The sequence below is a fragment of the Rothia sp. HMSC064D08 genome, from assembly GCF_001809525.1.
Classification (GTDB): Bacteria; Actinomycetota; Actinomycetes; order Actinomycetales; family Micrococcaceae; genus Rothia; species Rothia dentocariosa.
Map to the genome: position 1 here is coordinate 69,278 of NZ_KV797887.1, position 18,226 is coordinate 87,503.

The 18,226-nt window shown below is 54.6% G+C and carries 11 protein-coding genes and 1 riboswitch; of the genes, 8 read left to right on the forward strand and 3 right to left on the reverse strand.

What is annotated here, in order from left to right; all coding sequences use genetic code 11:
* Positions 1–89 precede the first annotated feature (89 nt).
* On the reverse strand, positions 90–2,411 hold the full coding sequence (gene metE / locus HMPREF2625_RS00485) for a 5-methyltetrahydropteroyltriglutamate--homocysteine S-methyltransferase (protein ID WP_070520432.1): 2,322 nt from the start codon (positions 2,409–2,411) through the stop codon (positions 90–92).
* 42 nt (positions 2,412–2,453) lie between these two features.
* Entirely contained in the window at positions 2,454–3,365 is a 912-nt protein-coding gene (locus HMPREF2625_RS00490; RefSeq protein ID WP_070520435.1) for a methylenetetrahydrofolate reductase, read from the reverse strand.
* A gap of 77 nt (positions 3,366–3,442) precedes the next feature.
* A riboswitch (SAM riboswitch) is annotated at positions 3,443–3,551 on the reverse strand.
* 313 nt (positions 3,552–3,864) lie between these two features.
* Here HMPREF2625_RS00490 and HMPREF2625_RS00495 point away from each other — a divergent pair.
* The 3 genes from HMPREF2625_RS00495 (at position 3,865) to HMPREF2625_RS00505 (ending at position 7,952) form a co-directional block, all read left to right on the forward strand.
* Positions 3,865–4,866: an aldo/keto reductase gene (locus HMPREF2625_RS00495; protein WP_070520438.1), complete on the forward strand. Its 1,002-nt coding sequence runs from the start codon at positions 3,865–3,867 to the stop codon at positions 4,864–4,866.
* A 120-nt stretch (positions 4,867–4,986) separates the two neighbouring features.
* Positions 4,987–6,468 (forward strand): sugar porter family MFS transporter, encoded by a 1,482-nt coding sequence (locus HMPREF2625_RS00500; RefSeq protein ID WP_070520441.1) that lies wholly within the window; start codon positions 4,987–4,989, stop codon positions 6,466–6,468.
* Between the two features lie 287 nt (positions 6,469–6,755).
* Complete coding sequence (locus HMPREF2625_RS00505; RefSeq protein ID WP_070520444.1) at positions 6,756–7,952, forward strand: cytochrome P450; 1,197 nt, start codon at positions 6,756–6,758, stop codon at positions 7,950–7,952.
* 110 nt (positions 7,953–8,062) lie between these two features.
* Here the strand turns inward: HMPREF2625_RS00505 and HMPREF2625_RS10835 are convergent, their stop codons facing one another.
* Positions 8,063–8,221 carry a bacteriocin gene (locus tag HMPREF2625_RS10835; protein WP_141745395.1) on the reverse strand — a complete coding sequence of 53 codons (159 nt, stop codon included), beginning with the start codon at positions 8,219–8,221 and terminating at the stop codon, positions 8,063–8,065.
* Positions 8,222–9,136: 915 nt separating this feature from the next.
* Between HMPREF2625_RS10835 and HMPREF2625_RS10885 the strand changes: the two genes are divergently transcribed.
* The 5 genes from HMPREF2625_RS10885 to HMPREF2625_RS00525 all read left to right on the forward strand — a co-directional run.
* Positions 9,137–9,283, forward strand: coding sequence for a hypothetical protein (locus tag HMPREF2625_RS10885; protein ID WP_168162324.1), 147 nt, complete (start codon positions 9,137–9,139; stop codon positions 9,281–9,283).
* A 491-nt stretch (positions 9,284–9,774) separates the two neighbouring features.
* Positions 9,775–11,940 carry a peptidase domain-containing ABC transporter gene (locus tag HMPREF2625_RS00510; RefSeq protein ID WP_070520447.1) on the forward strand — a complete coding sequence of 722 codons (2,166 nt, stop codon included), beginning with the start codon at positions 9,775–9,777 and terminating at the stop codon, positions 11,938–11,940.
* Positions 11,941–12,950: 1,010 nt separating this feature from the next.
* Positions 12,951–13,151, forward strand: coding sequence for a hypothetical protein (locus tag HMPREF2625_RS00515; protein WP_013398297.1), 201 nt, complete (start codon positions 12,951–12,953; stop codon positions 13,149–13,151).
* 41 nt (positions 13,152–13,192) lie between these two features.
* Positions 13,193–16,234 (forward strand): type 2 lanthipeptide synthetase LanM, encoded by a 3,042-nt coding sequence (gene lanM, locus HMPREF2625_RS00520; RefSeq protein ID WP_070520450.1) that lies wholly within the window; start codon positions 13,193–13,195, stop codon positions 16,232–16,234.
* Position 16,235: 1 nt separating this feature from the next.
* Positions 16,236–18,226: peptidase domain-containing ABC transporter (locus tag HMPREF2625_RS00525; RefSeq protein WP_070520862.1), on the forward strand; the 1,991-nt coding region annotated here is incomplete at its 3' end.

Consider the following 18,226-nt stretch of genomic DNA (forward strand, 5'->3'; position numbering starts at 1 on the left):
TGCTCGAACCAAAAACCACCTGCTCGCGGAATTATTGTGATTGTTTAAGCCTGTAATTAAGGCACTTTATAGGGGTGGAGCGTCAGAGACTACAGGCTTGCCCGAACCTTCTTCGTGGCGGACACTACGTTCTCCAGCGTCTTCTTCGTCTCCTCGTAGTCGCGGGTCTTCAAACCGCAATCCGGGTTAACCCACAGGTCAGAGATGGTTCCGTACCCAATCGCGGCACGGATCAGCTCCTCAACCTCGGCCTGCGAAGGCACACGCGGCGAGTGAATATCCCACACGCCCGGGCCCAGCCCCGAAACATAGCTCTCGGGAATATCCGCCAACAGCTCCATATGCGAGCGCGCCGCCTCAATACTGGTCACATCCGCATTCAGGGCATTAATCGAATCAATAATCTCATTGAACTCTGAGTAGCACAGGTGGGTGTGAACCTGAGTTTTATCCTCGACCGCACTCGTCGCCAGGCGGAACGCATTCACCGACCACTTCAGGTACGCGGGCTGCTCATCACGGCGCAGTGGCAGAAGCTCACGCAGTGCCGGTTCATCCACCTGAATGATGCGTATGCCCGCCTCTTCCAAATCGGCGATTTCGTCGGCGAGCGCCAACGCCACCTGGTTTGCGGTTTCCTCGCGCGGCTGGTCATCACGCACGAATGACCAGGCCAGAATAGTCACCGGGCCGGTCAGCATGCCCTTGACGGGACGATCGGTGAGCGACTGGGCGTAGGAAATCCAGGGCACGGTCACGGCCTCGCCGCGCAGCCCTTCACCCGAGCGTTTCACATCGCCGAACAGCACCGATGGACGGGTGCAACGCGAACCGTAGGACTGCACCCAGCCGTGCTTCGTCGTGGCGAAACCATCGAAATTCTCGGCGAAGTACTGCACCATGTCGTTACGTTCGGCCTCACCGTGCACGAGCACATCCAGGCCCAAGTCTTCCTGGAGTTTAATAACGGAGGCGATCTCTTCACGCAGGAACTCGTCAAGCTGCTGCTGCGTGATTTTACCGGCACGTGCCTCTGCACGGTGGCGGCGAATATCGCCGGTCTGCGGGAACGAACCAATGGTCGTGGTCGGCAGCTTCGGCAGATTCAGGTCAGCCTGGGCATCCCGGCGGATTTTCAGTTCGGGACGCTCAAAATCCTGCGGTTTCACGGATGCGGCACGCTCACGGATTGCCGTATTATGCTTACGCGGATCCGCTGTGAAACGTGCCAGCGCTTCGTCGGCGGTCTTCAACTCTGCTTCAACCGCAGACTCACCGTTGGCAAGACCGCGGGCAAGAGTCACGATCTCGGCGACTTTTTGGTCGGCAAAAGCCAGACCGTCTACGGGCACATCGGTGGGGTCTTCAAGGTCGAGATCGTGCGGCACATGCTGCAGGGAGGTTGAGGACGCAACCGCCACCGCACCGCCGTTAATGTTCTGGAGTGCGTGCAGGAGCGCTCGCAGGTCGGCACGCCAAATATTGCGCCCGTTAATGGCACCCGCCACCAGGGTTACGCCGGAGTCTTTAAAGGCGGTCAGCGCCTCGGCATCGTAGAGAGTAGAGACCAGGTCGAGATGCAGCGCCTCAATACCGGTGTCTAACAGCGCGGGCAGGTTTTCGCGCAGGTTGCCGTAGGGGCTTGTCACCAGGATTGCGGGGCGGTTCGTTTCGGCTGCCAACGCGGTGTAAGTTTTACGCGCCAATTCGGCGATTTTGGTGTTGAGAATATCGCGGTCCACTGTCAGACCGGGTTCGTCGAGCTGCACCCACTGCACTCCGCGCTCCGCCAGCTTAGCGAGCACTTGCTGGTAGGCTTTCACGAAATCGTCAAGGCGATCCAGCGGTGTGAACCCTTCGGGCGAACCCTGCTCGGCTTTCGCCCCGAGAAGCAGAGTGAGCGGGCCGACCAGCTGCGGGCGCACCGTCACCCCGTGCTCCTTGGCGACTTCAAGCTGCTCGTCGATAGCCTCAAGATTCAGCTTGATCTCGGTATCCGGACCGATCTCGGGCACCAGGTAGTGGTAGTTCGTATCGAACCATTTCGTCATCTCCAGCGGAGGCAGCGTCTCTGTGCCGCGCGCTAGAGCAAAGTACCCGGGCAGATCGAGCAGACCGCGCGCATCCTTGGCGTCGGCAAGGCGCTTGGGCACGAGGGTGAAAAGGCGCACGGCATCGAGCACCTGATCGTAGTACGAGAAAGTCGCCGGAATAGACGAATCGGTGGCGCTAAGACCGCGCTCAATCACACGATCATAGTAGGTGCGCTGCACATCTGCGGCCGCCTGGCGCAGCTCATCCTGCGTGATTTTGCCTTTCCAGAACGCTTCCTGTGCCTTCTTCAGCTCGCGGAAACGGCCCACGCGGGGGTAACCGACGATGGTTGCTGCGGGGAATGGGGTGCGGGTCATCCTAGTTCCTTACTGTGGGAGGGTGTCAAATAAAAGGGGAGTTTAGAGGTATTGAAGATCGCTCAGGGGGAGTTTGAAACGGTTCGAGTAGCGCGGAACGTCGAGTTCTTCGAGGACGTCCAGCACAGCCTCATGCTCGTTAAATGTGAAGAAATGCAGGCCGGGGGCGCCAGCATCAAGCACCTTGCGACATTGGTCGAGCGCATGTTCCACGCCGATGCGGTGCAGCTCGCGCGGATCGCTCGCGGTTTCCAGGCGATGCGCCAGCTCGCGCGGCACTTCAAGCCCGGCAAGCTCGCACAGCTTCGTCAGACGAGTCAGCGAGGTAACGGGCATAATACCGGGGATAATGGGCATCTCCACCCCGGCAAGGCGTGCCGCATCCACCAGCCCCGAATAGCGTTCGGTCTCAAAGAAAACCTGAGTGATGGCGAAATCCGCCCCGGCACGCTGTTTTGAAAGCAGAATCTCAATGTCTTGAAGAAGGGAGGAAGATTCGGGGTGCTTATGCGGGTATGCCGCAACCCCAATCGACACCTTCCCCGCGGCAAGATGTGCGAAATCCTCGCGCTCCACCCTGCGAATCAGTTCCACTAGGTAGCGGGCAAAAGGCAGCTCAAGCGGGCGCGTGTCTTCGGGCGGAATATCGCCGCGCAACGCCAGAAACCCGCGCACACCAAGCCCCAGAATTAGACGAACCGAGCGTTCCAAATCGGTCACGGAATGCCCCACGCATATTAGATGCGCCAGCGGGTTCAGCGAGGTTTCATGCACTAGGTGATCGAGCAGAGCTAGCGTCTTTTGGCGGCGCTGTGCATCGCCCGAATAGGTGACGGAAACGTAATCCGGGTTGGTTTGCTCAAGCTCGGTGATGGTTTTGAGCAGGGAATCGCAGCTTGCGTGCGATCGTGGCGGATACAGCTCGTAAGAAAGAGCCGGGTGAACTGTCGTCATTTTCATTCCTCCGTGTTCACCCGATAGAAGCGTGCCCGAAGGTACGCCGAATCTTAGCAAGACGCGAAGGGAATTCACTTCTATCGGTTCTGGCGGGAGCACCTTGTCCGTCCACCCAACGGGTGGAGGCTGGCGAGGTTGCTGCGACGTCTAAGAGCCAGATCTCTCGGTCGCTCTGGATAGATAACGTTCCTATTCTAGGCAGGATGCGCGGTGCCAGCAAGAATATGTCGGCACATGTCGTCGAGCGGTCATAACCGCTTAATATTGTGGGATGCGGCGAAACAATACGTCATACGGGTTCGCGGCAGTTCGGATCGGCGGATTGAACCCTCCACCTGATTTGGCCGCGAGTTTAGCCGCGAGCAGATAGTATTTCGACGAACAGATAGCGGAATGTTATCTGCTCGTCACAAAACTATCTGCTCGCGGGAGAATTGCAGAGCGCCGTGAACGTCATGTTGCGACCACATACTGTCAAACACGGTAGAGTAAACGTATGGAACGCATCGAATCTCCCGCATATGCACGCCTGGGGAACTCCGGGCTGGTCGTGCCCTCCGTCGGTATCGGCTGCAACAACCTGGGACGCCCCGGCACCCCCACTCAAACTCAGGAAGGCACCAACGCCGTGATCGCCGCCGCAGTCGAGACGGGTATCGGCTTCTTCGATATTGCCGACCTGTACGGCGCCGAACCCGGGCTGTCAGAAACCATGTTCGGTACCGCGATGCGCGAACTCAACCTCAACCGCGATGACCTGATCATCGTCACCAAATTTGGGCTTCCCACCGGTACCCTCAACGGCAACGACTGGGATGCGCGCGGCTCACGCCGATACATCATGCGCGCCGTCGAAGGTTCACTGCGCCGCCTTGGAACCGAGTACATTGACCTGTATTTCTACCACAGCCCCGACCCGAACACCCCGCTGGAAGAAACCCTATCTGCTCTCGATACGCTCGTGACCAGCGGAAAGGTTCGTTACCTGGGGCACTCCAACTTTGCGGGGTGGCAGCTTGCCCACGCCGAGCATCTCGCCCGCGAACTCGGCACTGAGCGGTTTATTGCCGCCGAAAACCACTACAACCTGCTGGATCGCCGCGCCGAACTCGAAATTCTTCCCGCCGCCCGCCACTTCGGGCTGGGGGTGCTCCCGTATTTCCCGCTCGCCAACGGGCTTTTGACCGGAAAATACCGCCGCGACAGCATCCCTGCAGGGTCACGTCTGTCGCACTCCAAAGCGCAGGTACTCGCGCAAGCCGATTGGGAACAACTCGATGCCTACAGCGAATTCTGCGCCGATCTGGGGATCTCTGAGGTTCAAGCATCCATCTCTTGGCTCAAACAGCAGAACCCCGTCGCCAGCGTGATCGCCGGGGCAACCACCCCCGAACAAGTACGCGCAAACGCGCAGGCCGCAAGCGTACATTTCAATGATGACGAACTGGCGCGGCTCAACGAGATTTTCCCGGCCCCCGAGCGCATAGCGCTTTTCTGACACTTCTCCTTCCCATCCATAAATATAGCCAAATGGGAATATAACTAATCGGGAATATACCCAAGCCAGCAAGCGTTTAAAGACTGTGCGGTCTCTCAATCTGTGCCGTACAAGACCCGCATGAAAGACAAAAATACCCGCATGAGCATCCCCACCGAGCCGCCGAACCGCGCCAGTGCACTACCCCCGCTCGGGCAGGGCGCGCACACCCGCCGCCTAGGGGTTATCGCGCTGGTGGCAACCTTCGGCGGGCTCCTCTTCGGGTACGATACCGGCGTTATTAACGGTGCCCTCGACCCCATGAGCCGTGAACTCGGCATGGACAACACCATTCAAGGCTGGGTCACAGGATCCCTCGCCTTCGCTGCCGCCCTCGGAGCCATGGTCACCGGGCGCATCTCAGATGCCATCGGACGGCGCAGAACCATCATCGGACTCTCAGTCCTCTTCATCGCGGGCGCGCTCGCATGCGTCTTCACCCCCAGCATTGCTGTACTGTTGATGGGCCGCACGATGCTCGGGCTCGCCGTGGGAGGCGCATCCGCAGTCGTGCCTGTATTCCTCGCCGAACTCGCACCCTACGAAATTCGCGGCTCACTCTCCGGGCGCAACGAACTCATGGTCGTCGGCGGGCAGCTAGCCGCATTCATCGTGAACGCCATCATCGGCAACCTCTGGGGCGAACACGACAGCGTATGGCGGTGGATGTTCGCCGTCTGCGCCTTGCCTGCGTTCGCGCTTTTCATCGGTATGCTCCGCATGCCCGAATCCCCACGCTGGCTTATCGCACAGGGGCGCACCGAGGATGCGCGCGCCATTATGCGGCGTATCCGCCCCGCCGAACGTGCCGATGCCGAAATTGCGGACATCGCGCGTTCGCTTGAGGAAACGCGCACCCAAATCGGCGCGGAGACTAGGGGAAGTACGGGTAAAATCCTGCGTGAAAAATGGTTTGTGCGGATTCTGCTGGTTGGTATTTTGGTGGGTGCCGGGCAGCAGCTCACTGGTATTAACTCGATCATGTACTACGGCATTAAAGTGCTTAAAGAGGCCGGGTTTGACGAGGGTTCGGCGCTCATTGCGAATATCGCGCCGGGCGCTATCGCCGTGCTCGGCTCAATCTTGTCGCTGCGCATGATGGAGCGCGTGAACCGCCGCACGATGGTGATCGCTGGGTATTCGCTGACCGCGTTTTTCCACCTGCTGATCGGGGTAGCGTCTATGCTCCTGCCGGAGGGCAGCCCCGCACGTCCCTATATCATTCTGGCGCTTGTGGTTGGGTTCGTGGGGTCGATGCAGACTTGCCTGAACGTTTCGACATGGGTGCTGATGAGCGAGCTGTTCCCGCTTCGGGTGCGGGCGGTCGGCATGGGTCTTTCCGCATTTTGCGGCTGGATGATGAACGGTCTGCTTTCCCTCATATTCCCGGTTATTTTGGGTGCGCTGGGACTGACCGGCTCATTCTTCGGGTTCATGGTTGTGAACGTGCTGATTGCCGTGCTCATGTGGCGTAACCTGCCCGAGACTCGCGGCAAAACCCTGGAAGACGTGGAGGCGGGCGTTATCTCAGGCACCGCCTATCCGTTTGCGGCTACTCGGTAGACGAGGCTTCGCTAGGACGCGAGCAGGTAGGATTTTCCGACCTGTTCGTGTCAAAAACCACCTTGCTCACGGATAAATAAGGTCGCTGGATACTCTGCATACCCACACAGCAAAGGCACTCCTATCCTGCGAGGGCGAGGGATAAGTGATAGTGTCAAAGATGTTATAACGATCCTTCGGTTGTGGTGCCGTCGCGCGATATTCCCGCTGCCGACTCCACGGATAGCGCACGGTCGCGCATACTTGACGGCACCCGCATACCTGTGACTTCTAGAAGGCAGAAAGTCGTGACAGACAACGTAAAAAATGATTGGGATTTGCGCAGCGAGAAGGTTCAGAAGAACCAGGTGGCCGCTTATGACGAGATGCGCCGCCGCTGCCCCGTAGCGCACGACGAGTTCATGGGCTACTCCGTGTTTAAGAACGCTGATGTGCAGCATGTGCTTGACCATCCCGAAATTTACTCGAATGTCGTCTCGACTAGGCACATCGCCGTGCCGAACGGTATGGATGAGCCCGAACACACAACGTTCCGCGCCGTGAATGACAAATACTTCACCCCCGAACGCCTGAGGGAGTTCGAGCCGAAAATTCGTGAGGTCGTCAAGAACCTGGTGGCTGATCTGCCGCGCGGTACCGAGGTTGATGTGATGGACGGGTTCGCGCAGGCTTATGCGATGCGCATTCAGAATGCGTTCATGGGTTGGCCCGCAAGCCTTGAGAAGCCACTGATCGAGTGGATTGAGAAGAACCGCGAGGCTACGCTACGCCGCGATCGCGAGCAGATCGGCAAGGTAGCCCTTGAGTTTGACACCTATATTCGTGAGCTTCTGGATGCGTGCCGCGACCAGGCTGCCGCCGGGAACCCACAGGATGTGACCGCTGAGCTGCTGACCGACACCGTGCAGCTGCCCGGCCAAGAGCCGCGCACCATGACCGATGAAGAGATTGTGAGCCTGATTCGTAACTGGACGGTGGGGGAGCTTTCGACCGTTTCGGCGTGCGCTGGGATTATCGTGAACTTTTTGGCGCGTAACCCGCAGGAGCAAGCTCGACTTCGTGACTCACTGGGGGAGGGGCATGCGGAGATCGCCGCCGCGGTTGAGGAGATTATGCGCCTTGAAGACCCGCTGGTGACGAACCGCCGCGTGACTACCGAGGATACCGTGCTGGGCGGGCGTACTATTCCGGCGAATTCGCGGGTGACGATTAACTGGTCGAGTGCCAACCGTGATGAGGACGCGTTCGAGGATGCGCTCACCTATAACCCGCATCGTGACCAGTCCCGCAACCTAGTATATGGCGACGGTATTCACGTCTGCCCGGGTGCGCCGCTGGCTCGCTTGGAGTTGAGCCTGCTCATGGAGGAGCTGCTGAAGGCGACCGAGAGCATTATTCCTGGTGACGAGTCGGATGCCCCCGCCACCGAGAACGCCACCTACCCGATCTCGGGCTACTCGACGGTCCGGGTGGTGTTTGGGTAGAAAAATATAAAGGTTAGTCCGAGACCATGCGACCATGACCCCGGACTAACCCTAGCTAAAAATATTTAAATAACTGCCTATAGATTATTTAATGAAGATTCTCGATACTATTAGCAGCTCAAACGATAAAAAATAGATTCCGTAAGAGTAGCCGGAGGCCACTTCTTCCCATCTAGACGAGCTTTGAGATTCTCGCAGGTTCCTGCTCCACTTATCTGTGCCAGTTCCTGGTCGGTGATCTCTTCTAGGAGTGTAATCTCCTGGTTCATACATTTCTCCTATCACTTAGAGTAATTATCTGTATATTATGAGCAGTATAGATAAGGCTTAATAATTTCTGTACTACTCATGCTTTTTCAGCTGACCTTAAAAGATATAATAAAAATATTAATGTTCTTTCTTGCCAGCTATTTAAATTTAGCAGTTTCACAAAGCTGTTTTCAAGAATACCTCGATTGAAAAAACACGGTTGGAAGGGCGGTTATCCTGATTTTTATAGATACTGATAGACGAGCTCCGGGTAGTCAAAATATAACCAATACCAACCACACGAGGATTCGCTTCTAGTAAGAGTGGAAGAGTCACGATAATGTCGAGACAGCGGGGAAGGAAGCCCCTATCCAGGGTTAGTGAATGTAATAGGTAGTTGGGAAAGCAGAAGAAGTATACACTACGCCATGTATTTATATTAGATTTTCTTAAAATTTGCATTAATTTTTATGCTTTTAGACAGTAAATCTGGGTAATTTAATAATTCTGTTACAAATTAGTGGACATGGCGCGGGAAGAGGGGGAGTTTTTAAAAAATATTTTTTAATTTTCCATTCTCATGCACAATGTTCGATTTTCGGGTATTTAACAGTGCTATCAAAAATATGAGGGGATACCATTAATTTCAACTTTTCCTTGAAATTTCAATGTGAACACCGATTTTGGTTATAAGTCAAACTTTTTACAAATAAAATAAATTTTATTACTTTTTGTTATTAACATAGCTTAATCTTCTTAAGATTGCTCTTGAATACTTTTTTTATGCTTGCTAGATTTAATTCTGTCAATCAAATAGGTTCAGTTGAAGCTATTTTAGGGATTATTTTTAGAGAATCCCGGATGGTTGATAGTGTTAGTTAGGGTTATATTGCTCTAATTTTTTCGTGACTGAAAGGAAACTGAAAGGAAGTAGTATGCATAAGGATATTGTTCCCTTAGAGGAGCTCACCGAGCAGGAGATTGCTCAGGTTGGCGGTGCGGGGAAAGCTGATCCAGCTAAATGCTCTAAAAACTTTAATCTACCTTTTTGGGTTTGGTGGCAAACCTGCAAAGGAAAGTAATATCTTATTTTGAAAATATTAAATCTATAAGGATTTAATAGAATATTCAGTATTTATAATAATCTACATGTCAAGAAGGGGTAATCCTTATGTCTAAGGACTTTGTTCTTATGGAAGAAATTGATGAGCAGGAACTCGAACAAGTTAGTGGCGCAGGTAAATGTTATATTGCCGTGCGCGGAGGTGGCTGCTACATCTCATGGCGGTAGTAAATAAAGCCGGCATAGGGCGTATGGGGTAGTTATCCTCACGCTTGGTAACGATCTTCTGCGGGTGAAGATATGACAAGGGGTACATACCTCTTGGTTGGGTACTCGAAGGGGATCGTTGCCTACCCTATGCTCCAATCGTGGATATTTAAATGCCGCAACTACTTCTTATATTTCATATTTCAGCTTGCTGATCTATATGCAATACCACCTACAGGAAGTCGTGAGAATCAGGCACAAAAATTAGTAGAAAACTTTATACAGACTAATTGAGGTATATGTATGGCGTTCCCCGTTGTTATTCAGGCGGCCCAGACAGAATGTGGGCTGGGTGTAAGCGCTTCTATACTTCAGAAATATGGTCGTTATCAGACCATTTCTGATTTACGGATGATCGTGGAACCGGGACGTGAAGGTCTCAATCTAGCTCAAGTACGTAATCTTTTGAGATCTGAAGGTATGGAGGTCGGTGCTTATAAAGCAAGTTCGCTGGAGCAGCTGCGGGATATCGGCAAGCCGGTGATTTTGCACTGGGACAACTCTCACTATGTAGTGCTAGTGCGCATCCGTAGAGATCGTGTGCAGATTATGGATCCTGCGGTCGGGAATCGAATTATGAGTCTAGAGGAAGCCGAGAGTTCCTTCTCCGGTAGCGTGCTGGTGCCGACCCCGCGGGAGGAATTCGAGAAAAAATCCCGAAACTTTTTCGAAGACTGGCAGATAGGTACTTTTCTAACGAAACAGCTGTTTGGTCAGTATGCTCTTTTCGTTGGGTTATTTGCCCTCACCTATGGCGCGACCTTTGCGGTGCCGATGGTGATTCAGTACGTGGTGGACGCTCAACTTAAGGGCGAGGAAAATATAGTTGTTGGAATAACCACTAGCGTAATTGTAGGAATTTCGGGTTACTACCTGGTTTCTATTGCCCGTGCTGCAACTCTCGCGAGCATCGTCTCTAATGTGGGTCTCAAACTCTCAGGAAACCTATTCGGTAGGCTCATTAAGCTACCTTTGACCTACTTCGCCCTTCGTTCTCCCGGCGATGTTCTCTACCGGCTGGCGAGTATCAACATGCTTCGGGATTTCCTTGCCTCAAAGATGACCGAGTTTGTCATTAACATTGGCACAATCTTCGTCATTCTTACTTTTATCGCTCAGCAGTCCAGCGTGGTTTTGTTCATGACCTGTGTAGTTCTTGCCATGCTGGTTATTGTGTGGATTTTGACGGTGCGACCCACCTCCCAGGCTCTTGACAATGAATATGCGCAGGCCTCAGAGACTCAGGTGATTGAGCTGGATGCTATTAACACCGTAGCGACGATGAAGATGACGGGTTCGGCGACCTCGACCTTTGCCAAGTGGCGTGAAACGTACCTGCGGTCGTTGGCGTCGATGCGCCGTCGCATGGTGCTGCAGCAAGGCGTGCTTGGATCTGCCGCAGCCGTGGTGCAGCTGGGTGGTCCCTTGATCCTCCTGTTGGCTTCAATACCGCTCATCAACAATAGAACATTGACCTTAGGTCAAGCTATCGCTACTGAGAGTATTTCTGCTCTACTGTTTTCATCGGTATCCGCCATGATATTTGGCGTTATGGATATTGCTGCTGTAGATCGTGCAATTACACGTGTTGCAGATATTCAACACTACGAACCCGAACAGGATGAGGGAACTGTTACGGACGTGTTTGACAGTGATATTGAACTAGAGGATGTCAGTTTCACGTATCCGGGTGGTATGGCCCCGGTCCTCTCGGAGGTGTCTCTAACGGTGCCGGAGGAGCAGGATATCGCGATCGTCGGTTCCTCCGGGTCTGGTAAGAGCACGCTTGCTATGTTGTTGTGCTCGCTGTACAGCCCGGTTTCTGGCACAATCCGTGTGGGTGGAATTGATATTCGTGATTACTCGCTGGATGCTCTGCGTTCCCATATCGGGTATGTGCCTCAACAGCTGCAAACTAGGACGGGCAGCCTGTACGATAACCTCACGGCGGGTCTGGACGACGGGCGCAGCCGTGAGGAGATCGAAGCCAATATCTACGCTATGGGCATCCTGGATTTTGTGAAGGATCTACCGCTGGGGTTCGACACGATTATGGCCAACGGGGGCGAGAACTTCTCGGGTGGTCAGCGTCAACGCATCGCGATTGCTACGGCTCTGCTGCGGTATCCACGGATATTGGTGTTGGATGAAGCGACCAGTGCTCTAGATACCACAACCGAACGGCAGGTGACGGAACTTATCGCGCAGTATCAGTGCACGAAGGTTGTGGTGGCGCATAGGCTTTCGACAATTCGCAATGCCCAGCAGATCGTGGTGATGGAACACGGATGCGTGATGCAGGTTGGCTCCCATGAGGAGTTGATCTCGGTGGAAGGTCGGTACCGGGATTTGTACTATCAAGAAGAGAAAAGCAGCCACGAGGAGTACACCTCACCAATAGCCGCATAGACGATCTCTTATAGTCGAACCCCACCCGCGTTTGGGAAAGTCGTTATGGATATGCGTGGCGGCTTGCACGAGTAAATAATCTGAGCCGTATCGTAACCGAAAAACGTGGATGCTGTCGCACAGGCGTGCTGCCTGGGCGACAGCATCCAAATTGTTTGGTGCTTCTTCAAAAACCAGCGCGGCAAGTTCTCTGTAAACCAGCATAATATTTCACCCATAAAGTTTAAATTTCTAAGCAACAATACTCAGATTTCTCGGGAATTTTTAATGGTTTTGTTATCTTAAAAATGATACCAAACCGTTACAAAAACTTTTTCAAAATTATTTTTCTAATATAAAAACAAAAGTTACTGTAAATAATAAAATACTTTCCAAGCGCTTTATTTTCTGAGTAAACCAACCCGATCCCTTGAAATTACAGCTCAAACTCGTAATGATTATTGTTTTGAATAAGGTTTAAAATACTTGATATCAATATTATTTACCATTTTAAAGAGTGCACGATAAATTTTTGACCCCTAGAGTACATCTTGAAACACGTTTATCAAGTTGTTACTGTAGAGTCACCGATTTCAATAGAGAGAAAACCGACTCTGATAAGGACTTTTGTTCCATGACCTTGCCGCATGATGAGAATAGAAGATATATCTCACCACCCCTATATGTCGCAGCCCGCGACGAAAGTTCATAGTCAATGGAGATGTGAGGCTTTTGTTGCTTGGCACCTGTAGCACACGCGGCATCCCCACATAATTCAGATGACATAGCTCTGGAAGTCTGTGTCTAATAGCTATGTTTGTAGTGCTACAGAAAATAAGTAACAAATTTTACAAACTTCCTTTCCTTGAGGCGTTAGTGCGTCGTAAGGAAGGGTAGTGGGTTCCAGGTGAATACTGTGGAAAAGCAAACACCTGGAACCCAGTCAGAGAATAGTTTGATGTCTTCAGCATCAAACTAAACACCGATAATACTATTCCTGAACGGATCAGGAATATTTAAGGAGGATAACCATGGCTAAGGATATCACGCTCCTGGAAGAGATCTCGGACCTCGACCTGGACCAGGTTAACGGCAGCGGTCACGGTGGCGGCGGCTACAGCGCTGGCGGCGGCTACAGCGGTGGCGGCAACGGCGGCGGCGGCAACTACTGCGGTAACGGCTGCGGCAACTACAACTTCGGCTTTGGCTTCTGGGGCGGCAGCTCTTCCTAAGTCCGGGGAATAAGTAAATACGATAGATAAGGAGATACCAGGTGTTAATCAGGGAACTTCTTCCTGAACTGGATGATGAGCAATTCCGACGCCTAGAAACATACGTATCTAGCACTTCGTTGTTAGAACGTTTGGGTACCGCATCCAATACTCCCGACTCCGAGTCTATCGTACGGTTGTCGGCTCCGGTGCTCAAAGCACTGGGGCCGACGGCCGAGCCCTCCATGTTTCACGCGCTCATCGCCCAGCTCGCCGAGGGTGAGCGTGACAATGTTGAACGTGCTGTTGCCGCATCGGGCTACGCCGCACCGTCGCGGCTTCCCCTCCTGGTTAGTCAGTTTTTGGAGAACCTGACCGCGCGTTTGACTAATTTCTACCTCAGACCGCTGGTTGCGCACATCAAAAAGATCTCTTCGCAGGGTCTTTTGCATGGCGATACCCCCGAAGAGCGGTATGAAGACTACTGCCGGCGTTGGGGCGAAGAATTTAGTGATGATTTTTATGCAAGCTACCCGCTTCTGCCCGGCGTTCACGGCAGGACTATTGAGCAGTTTCATGCGATGATTGCCGAAATTTTTGAGCGTGTGAGCGCTCATGAAGATGATATTCGCGAGCTTCTTAACGTCAAAGATGGCGAACCCCTCAAACTCGAATCCTTCGGTCTGCCCAGAACCCGTTACGGTGGTGGACGCGCCGGTTGCCTTCTCGAATTCACCCAGGGCATGGTGGTCTACAAATCCCGCAATGTTGAAGGCGAATGGGTCTTCTGGAAAATCGTTCAAGACCTCGCCGCGCAGGGGGCGCCTTCGATGCGTGCTGCTCGCGTGATTCGGGGTGACGGCTATGGCTTCATGGAGTTTATTAAACGTGAAGACGCAGACTTTTATGCCGAAGATTTCCTTGGAGCCTGCGGACGGCTGGCGGCTTTGCTCTACACCCTGCAGGCTAAAGACCTGCACGCTAAGAATCTGATACCCCTGCGCACGGAACCCGTTCCGATTGACCTTGAAACGATCCTCCACCCCGTACATATTTTGACGGAGGATATTCAGAGTCCTCCCGAAGGCAGCGTTTACCTGCGCTGGCTGCGCGGAATAGCATGCAGCGCATTTCTGCCCACCCGCCGCACACGCCGCGATATCTCGCTAGGGTTCCGCGACGTAGGCTTCCTGCACGGCGAACAGGGGACGAACCCCTTCCACGAGGTAACCGTCGCAAATCCCTTCCGTGACGATGCTGTGGCACGCATCAACCGCGAACCCAGCCCAGAGAACCCGACTACGGAAGACACAGATCGCGCCGAAGAAGCTAACGCCAGCACCCCGGAGGAGCGGCGTATCTCTGAGGCAGCCCGCGCCCGCGCCTTCGAACGCGGATTCACGCAGATGTACCGGTGGGTCTGCGAGCACCGCGAAATCATGACCGAAATAGTTCGCACAAATTGCTCCGGGCTGACGCTGCGTGCTCTGCTGCAATCCACCAGGTTCTACACCCGAATTCTCAAAATGCTCAGCAGCCCCGAAGCACTAGCCTCCGAAGAAGTTTTCGCCACAATCGCGCTGCGTGCCGCAACGCTGAGCAATAACCGCCCCCTTGAGATGATCGGGGCCGAAGTAGAAGCCCTCTGGCGGTTCGACATTCCCTTCTTCATACATCGCACGGATGGCTCCGAGATCATATCTTTCGACGGGCATGCCATAGGACTGACCATCGACAGCAGCGCGCTCGATGAAACCCTGGAACATATTGCCGCCCTCGACGAAGCAAACCTTGAAGAGCAGATTCAACAGATCTGGTCAGCCTTCGTATCACCCTACCCGCCGGATCGCATACTCGCGGACGCATCGGCAGAGCTACTGTCAAACAGGCAGAACGTGCAGCATGAACGAGAACTCTGCGAGAGTATTGCCGACCGGCTAACAGCGACGAACCACCCGGGCGGCAGAGAGGAAGACGCCTGGACCTGGCTGGCGCCCACCCCTGGACTATGGCAGCAGCACCTTAGCCTGTGGAACACCGAAGTCCTCGGCATAGACCTCTACACCGGCTCAACCGGGGCTGCACTCGCCCTCACCCAGGCCGCGCGGATGCTCGAAAAACCGGAATACACGCAGACGGCCCGCCGGGTACTAGACCCCATCGCGCAAGACGTCTTCGCTGACAGGCTTTTCAGCATTCCCCCCGAAACCTGCGACGGCATATCCTGCGGCGAAACAGGCATCGCCTTCGTACTCGCCGCTGCCGCAGAAAACCTTCAGGATACCCGTTTTGCTGAGGCAGCCGTCAAGGTTGGCGACCGCACCGCCGCGCGCCTGGCGCAGGTTGAGCATCCTATGCCCGGATACCTGGATCATCAGGTAGGGGCTGCCGCCCTGCTCCTGGGTTATAACCTCGCCACCGATCGCGCGGCTCTGCTGGCGGTATTAGACAGGCATGCCCAAGACATTATCGCCGGTATGGCAGAAGAAAACTGGTGGCACCGCAGCGGATTCGCCTACGGAATCAGCGGATCAATCTTCGCGCTGGCCCGGTGGAACCGCCAGATGCCCTCACCCGAACGCGCTCGCGAAGCCGTGGAAATTCTTCTGCGCCGCCTCAGCGACTTCAACACCGGGGACGAATGGCGAGCCCAGCTCACCGAGCATGACAGCGGCGAAGAGCATGCCAGCGGCACCTGGTGCTCCGGCAGCGCGGGCATCGCCCTCGCCTTCGCGGCACTGCACCTGTGGATGCCCGAACTCGCCAGCCGCGCCGACCTCGACCGTGCGGTACAGCATGCGTTCCGCACCGGCACCCGAAGCAACCTCACCCTCTGTCACGGCGACTTCGGCACCCTGGATGTGCTCGCCTGGATAGCCGACCGAATCCCCGACGTACCGTGTGCAGAGGCTATCCGGGATGCCATCGAGAACGGTTACAGCGCATCGGATATTCGGGCAGTCCTCGACGATAAATCCGTGCGCTACTCGCTGACTCCCTCGTTCATGGTCGGTACCTCCGGCGTGCTGTCCTGGCTGGCTCGCCGGGCAGAGAATACTCGCCCGTACAGCCCTCTTATCCCCGAGCCGTTCGAGGTTCGATAGTATGGGCTTTCCTGCTGTTCTTCAGGCGGCGAAGACCGAGTGCGGGCTGGGCGTGGGGGCGTCCGTCCTGCAGCACTACGGGCGCTATCAGACTATTTCAGACCTTCGCCTGATTGCCGAACCCGGCCGTGAAGGCCTCTCGATGCGCCAAGTGCGCGACCTTCTCGTCGAGGAGGGTATGGAGGTCAAAGCCTTCAGGGCGCCCTCTCTCGAACACCTTCGAGATATTGGAAAACCGGTAATTCTGCACTGGAACAATTCCCATTACGTGGTGTTGGTGCGCATCCGTAAGGATCGCGTGCATATTATGGACCCCTCCACGGGAATGAGGGTGATGGACCTTCAGGAGGCTGAAGAGTCTTTTTCCGGCAGTATTCTGGTGCCGTCCCCGCGGAAAGATTTCAAGAAGAAATCCCGCAGTGTCTTTCAAGATTGGCAGCTGGGCACCTTCTTCACGAAGAAAATGTTCGGCCAGTACGCGCTGTTCCTGCTGCTTCTCATCATCACCTATAGCGTGACCTTCGCCGTGCCTATGGTGATCCAAACTGTGGTGGATGCGCAGCTCAGGGGTGCGAGAAACACCGTCGTGGAAACAACGGTCGGTGTGGTAGTCGGTGTTATCGGCTACTACCTGGTTTCCATTGCACGTGCCGCAACGCTGGCGAGTATCGTCTCGTCCATCGGATATAAGCTCTTGGGCAATATGTTCGACAGGCTGCTGAGGCTGCCGTTGACCTATTTCGCGCTGCGTTCCCCGGGCGATATTCTCTACCGCCTTTCAAGCGTGAACACGCTGCGCAACTTCCTGTCTACAAGCCTGACCGAGTTCGTAATCAACATCGGCACGATGATCGTGATTCTCATCTTTATTGCCCAGCAATCGAGCCAGGTTTTGGTAATCACCTTCGTGGTTCTTGCCGTGCTGATGCTGATCTGGTTCGTTACGGCGCGCCCTACCTCCCAGGCGCTCGACGCCGAGTATGCGCACGCCTCCGAAGCGCAGGTGGTTGAGCTTGACGCTATCAACACCATTGCAGCCATGAAGATGACGGGTTCTTCAACGCCCACCTATAACACCTGGCGCGAAGCCTATATGCAGTCGCTGGCGTCGATGCGCCGCCGCATGGTGCTGCAGCAGGGTGTGCTCGGGTCTGCCGCATCCGTGGTGCAGCTGGGCGGTCCTCTGATTCTGTTGTTGGCGTCGATACCGCTGGTGAATGATGGAACGCTCACGCTCGGTCAGGCTATTGCGACCGAGGGTATTTCTGCGCTGCTGTTTTCGTCGGTCGCTTCGACGATGTTCGGCATTATGAGCATTATCGCGGTGGATCGCGCGGTTGCGCGTATCGTGGATATTCAGCGTTATGAACCGGAGAAGAGTACGGGAACTGTCACCGATATTGCTGATGGTGACCTTGACCTTGAGAACGTGAATTTTACGTATCCGGGCGGTAATAAACCTGTGCTGACGGATATCTCGCTGCGCGTGCCGGAGGGCCACGATGTTGCTCTCGTGGGTTCGTCAGGTTCGGGCAAGAGTACCTTGGCTAAGCTGTTGTGCTCGCTGTACAGCCCGGTTTCGGGCACGATTCGTGTGGGCGGAATCGATGTTAAAGATTATTCTTTGGACGAGCTGCGTTCCCATATTGGGTATGTGCCGCAGCAGCTGCAAACCAGGTCGGGAAGTCTCTACGATAACCTCACGGCGGGTCTGGATGACGGGCGCAGCCGTGAAGAAATCGAGGAGAGTATTCTCGCGATGGGCATCCTGGATTTTGTGAAGGATTTGCCGATGGGGTTCGACACGATCATGGCGAGCGGCGGCGAAAACTTCTCGGGCGGTCAGCGCCAGCGCATCGCGATTGTTACGGCTCTACTGCGGTACCCACGGATTTTGGTGTTGGATGAGGCGACCAGCGCGCTTGATACCGCGACTGAGCGGCAGGTGACGGAGCTGATTGCGCAGTATCAGTGCACGAAGGTTGTGGTGGC

Coding starts and splice junctions, on each gene's coding strand:
- HMPREF2625_RS10835 (WP_141745395.1), bottom strand. CDS start 8,221: ATGAACCAGGAGATTACACTCCTAGAAGAGATCACCGACCAGGAACTG.
- HMPREF2625_RS00515 (WP_013398297.1), top strand. CDS start 12,951: ATGGCTAAGGATATCACGCTCCTGGAAGAGATCTCGGACCTCGACCTG.
- HMPREF2625_RS00495 (WP_070520438.1), top strand. CDS start 3,865: ATGGAACGCATCGAATCTCCCGCATATGCACGCCTGGGGAACTCCGGG.
- HMPREF2625_RS10885 (WP_168162324.1), top strand. CDS start 9,137: ATGCATAAGGATATTGTTCCCTTAGAGGAGCTCACCGAGCAGGAGATT.
- HMPREF2625_RS00510 (WP_070520447.1), top strand. CDS start 9,775: ATGGCGTTCCCCGTTGTTATTCAGGCGGCCCAGACAGAATGTGGGCTG.
- HMPREF2625_RS00500 (WP_070520441.1), top strand. CDS start 4,987: ATGAAAGACAAAAATACCCGCATGAGCATCCCCACCGAGCCGCCGAAC.
- metE (WP_070520432.1), bottom strand. CDS start 2,411: ATGACCCGCACCCCATTCCCCGCAGCAACCATCGTCGGTTACCCCCGC.
- HMPREF2625_RS00490 (WP_070520435.1), bottom strand. CDS start 3,365: ATGACGACAGTTCACCCGGCTCTTTCTTACGAGCTGTATCCGCCACGA.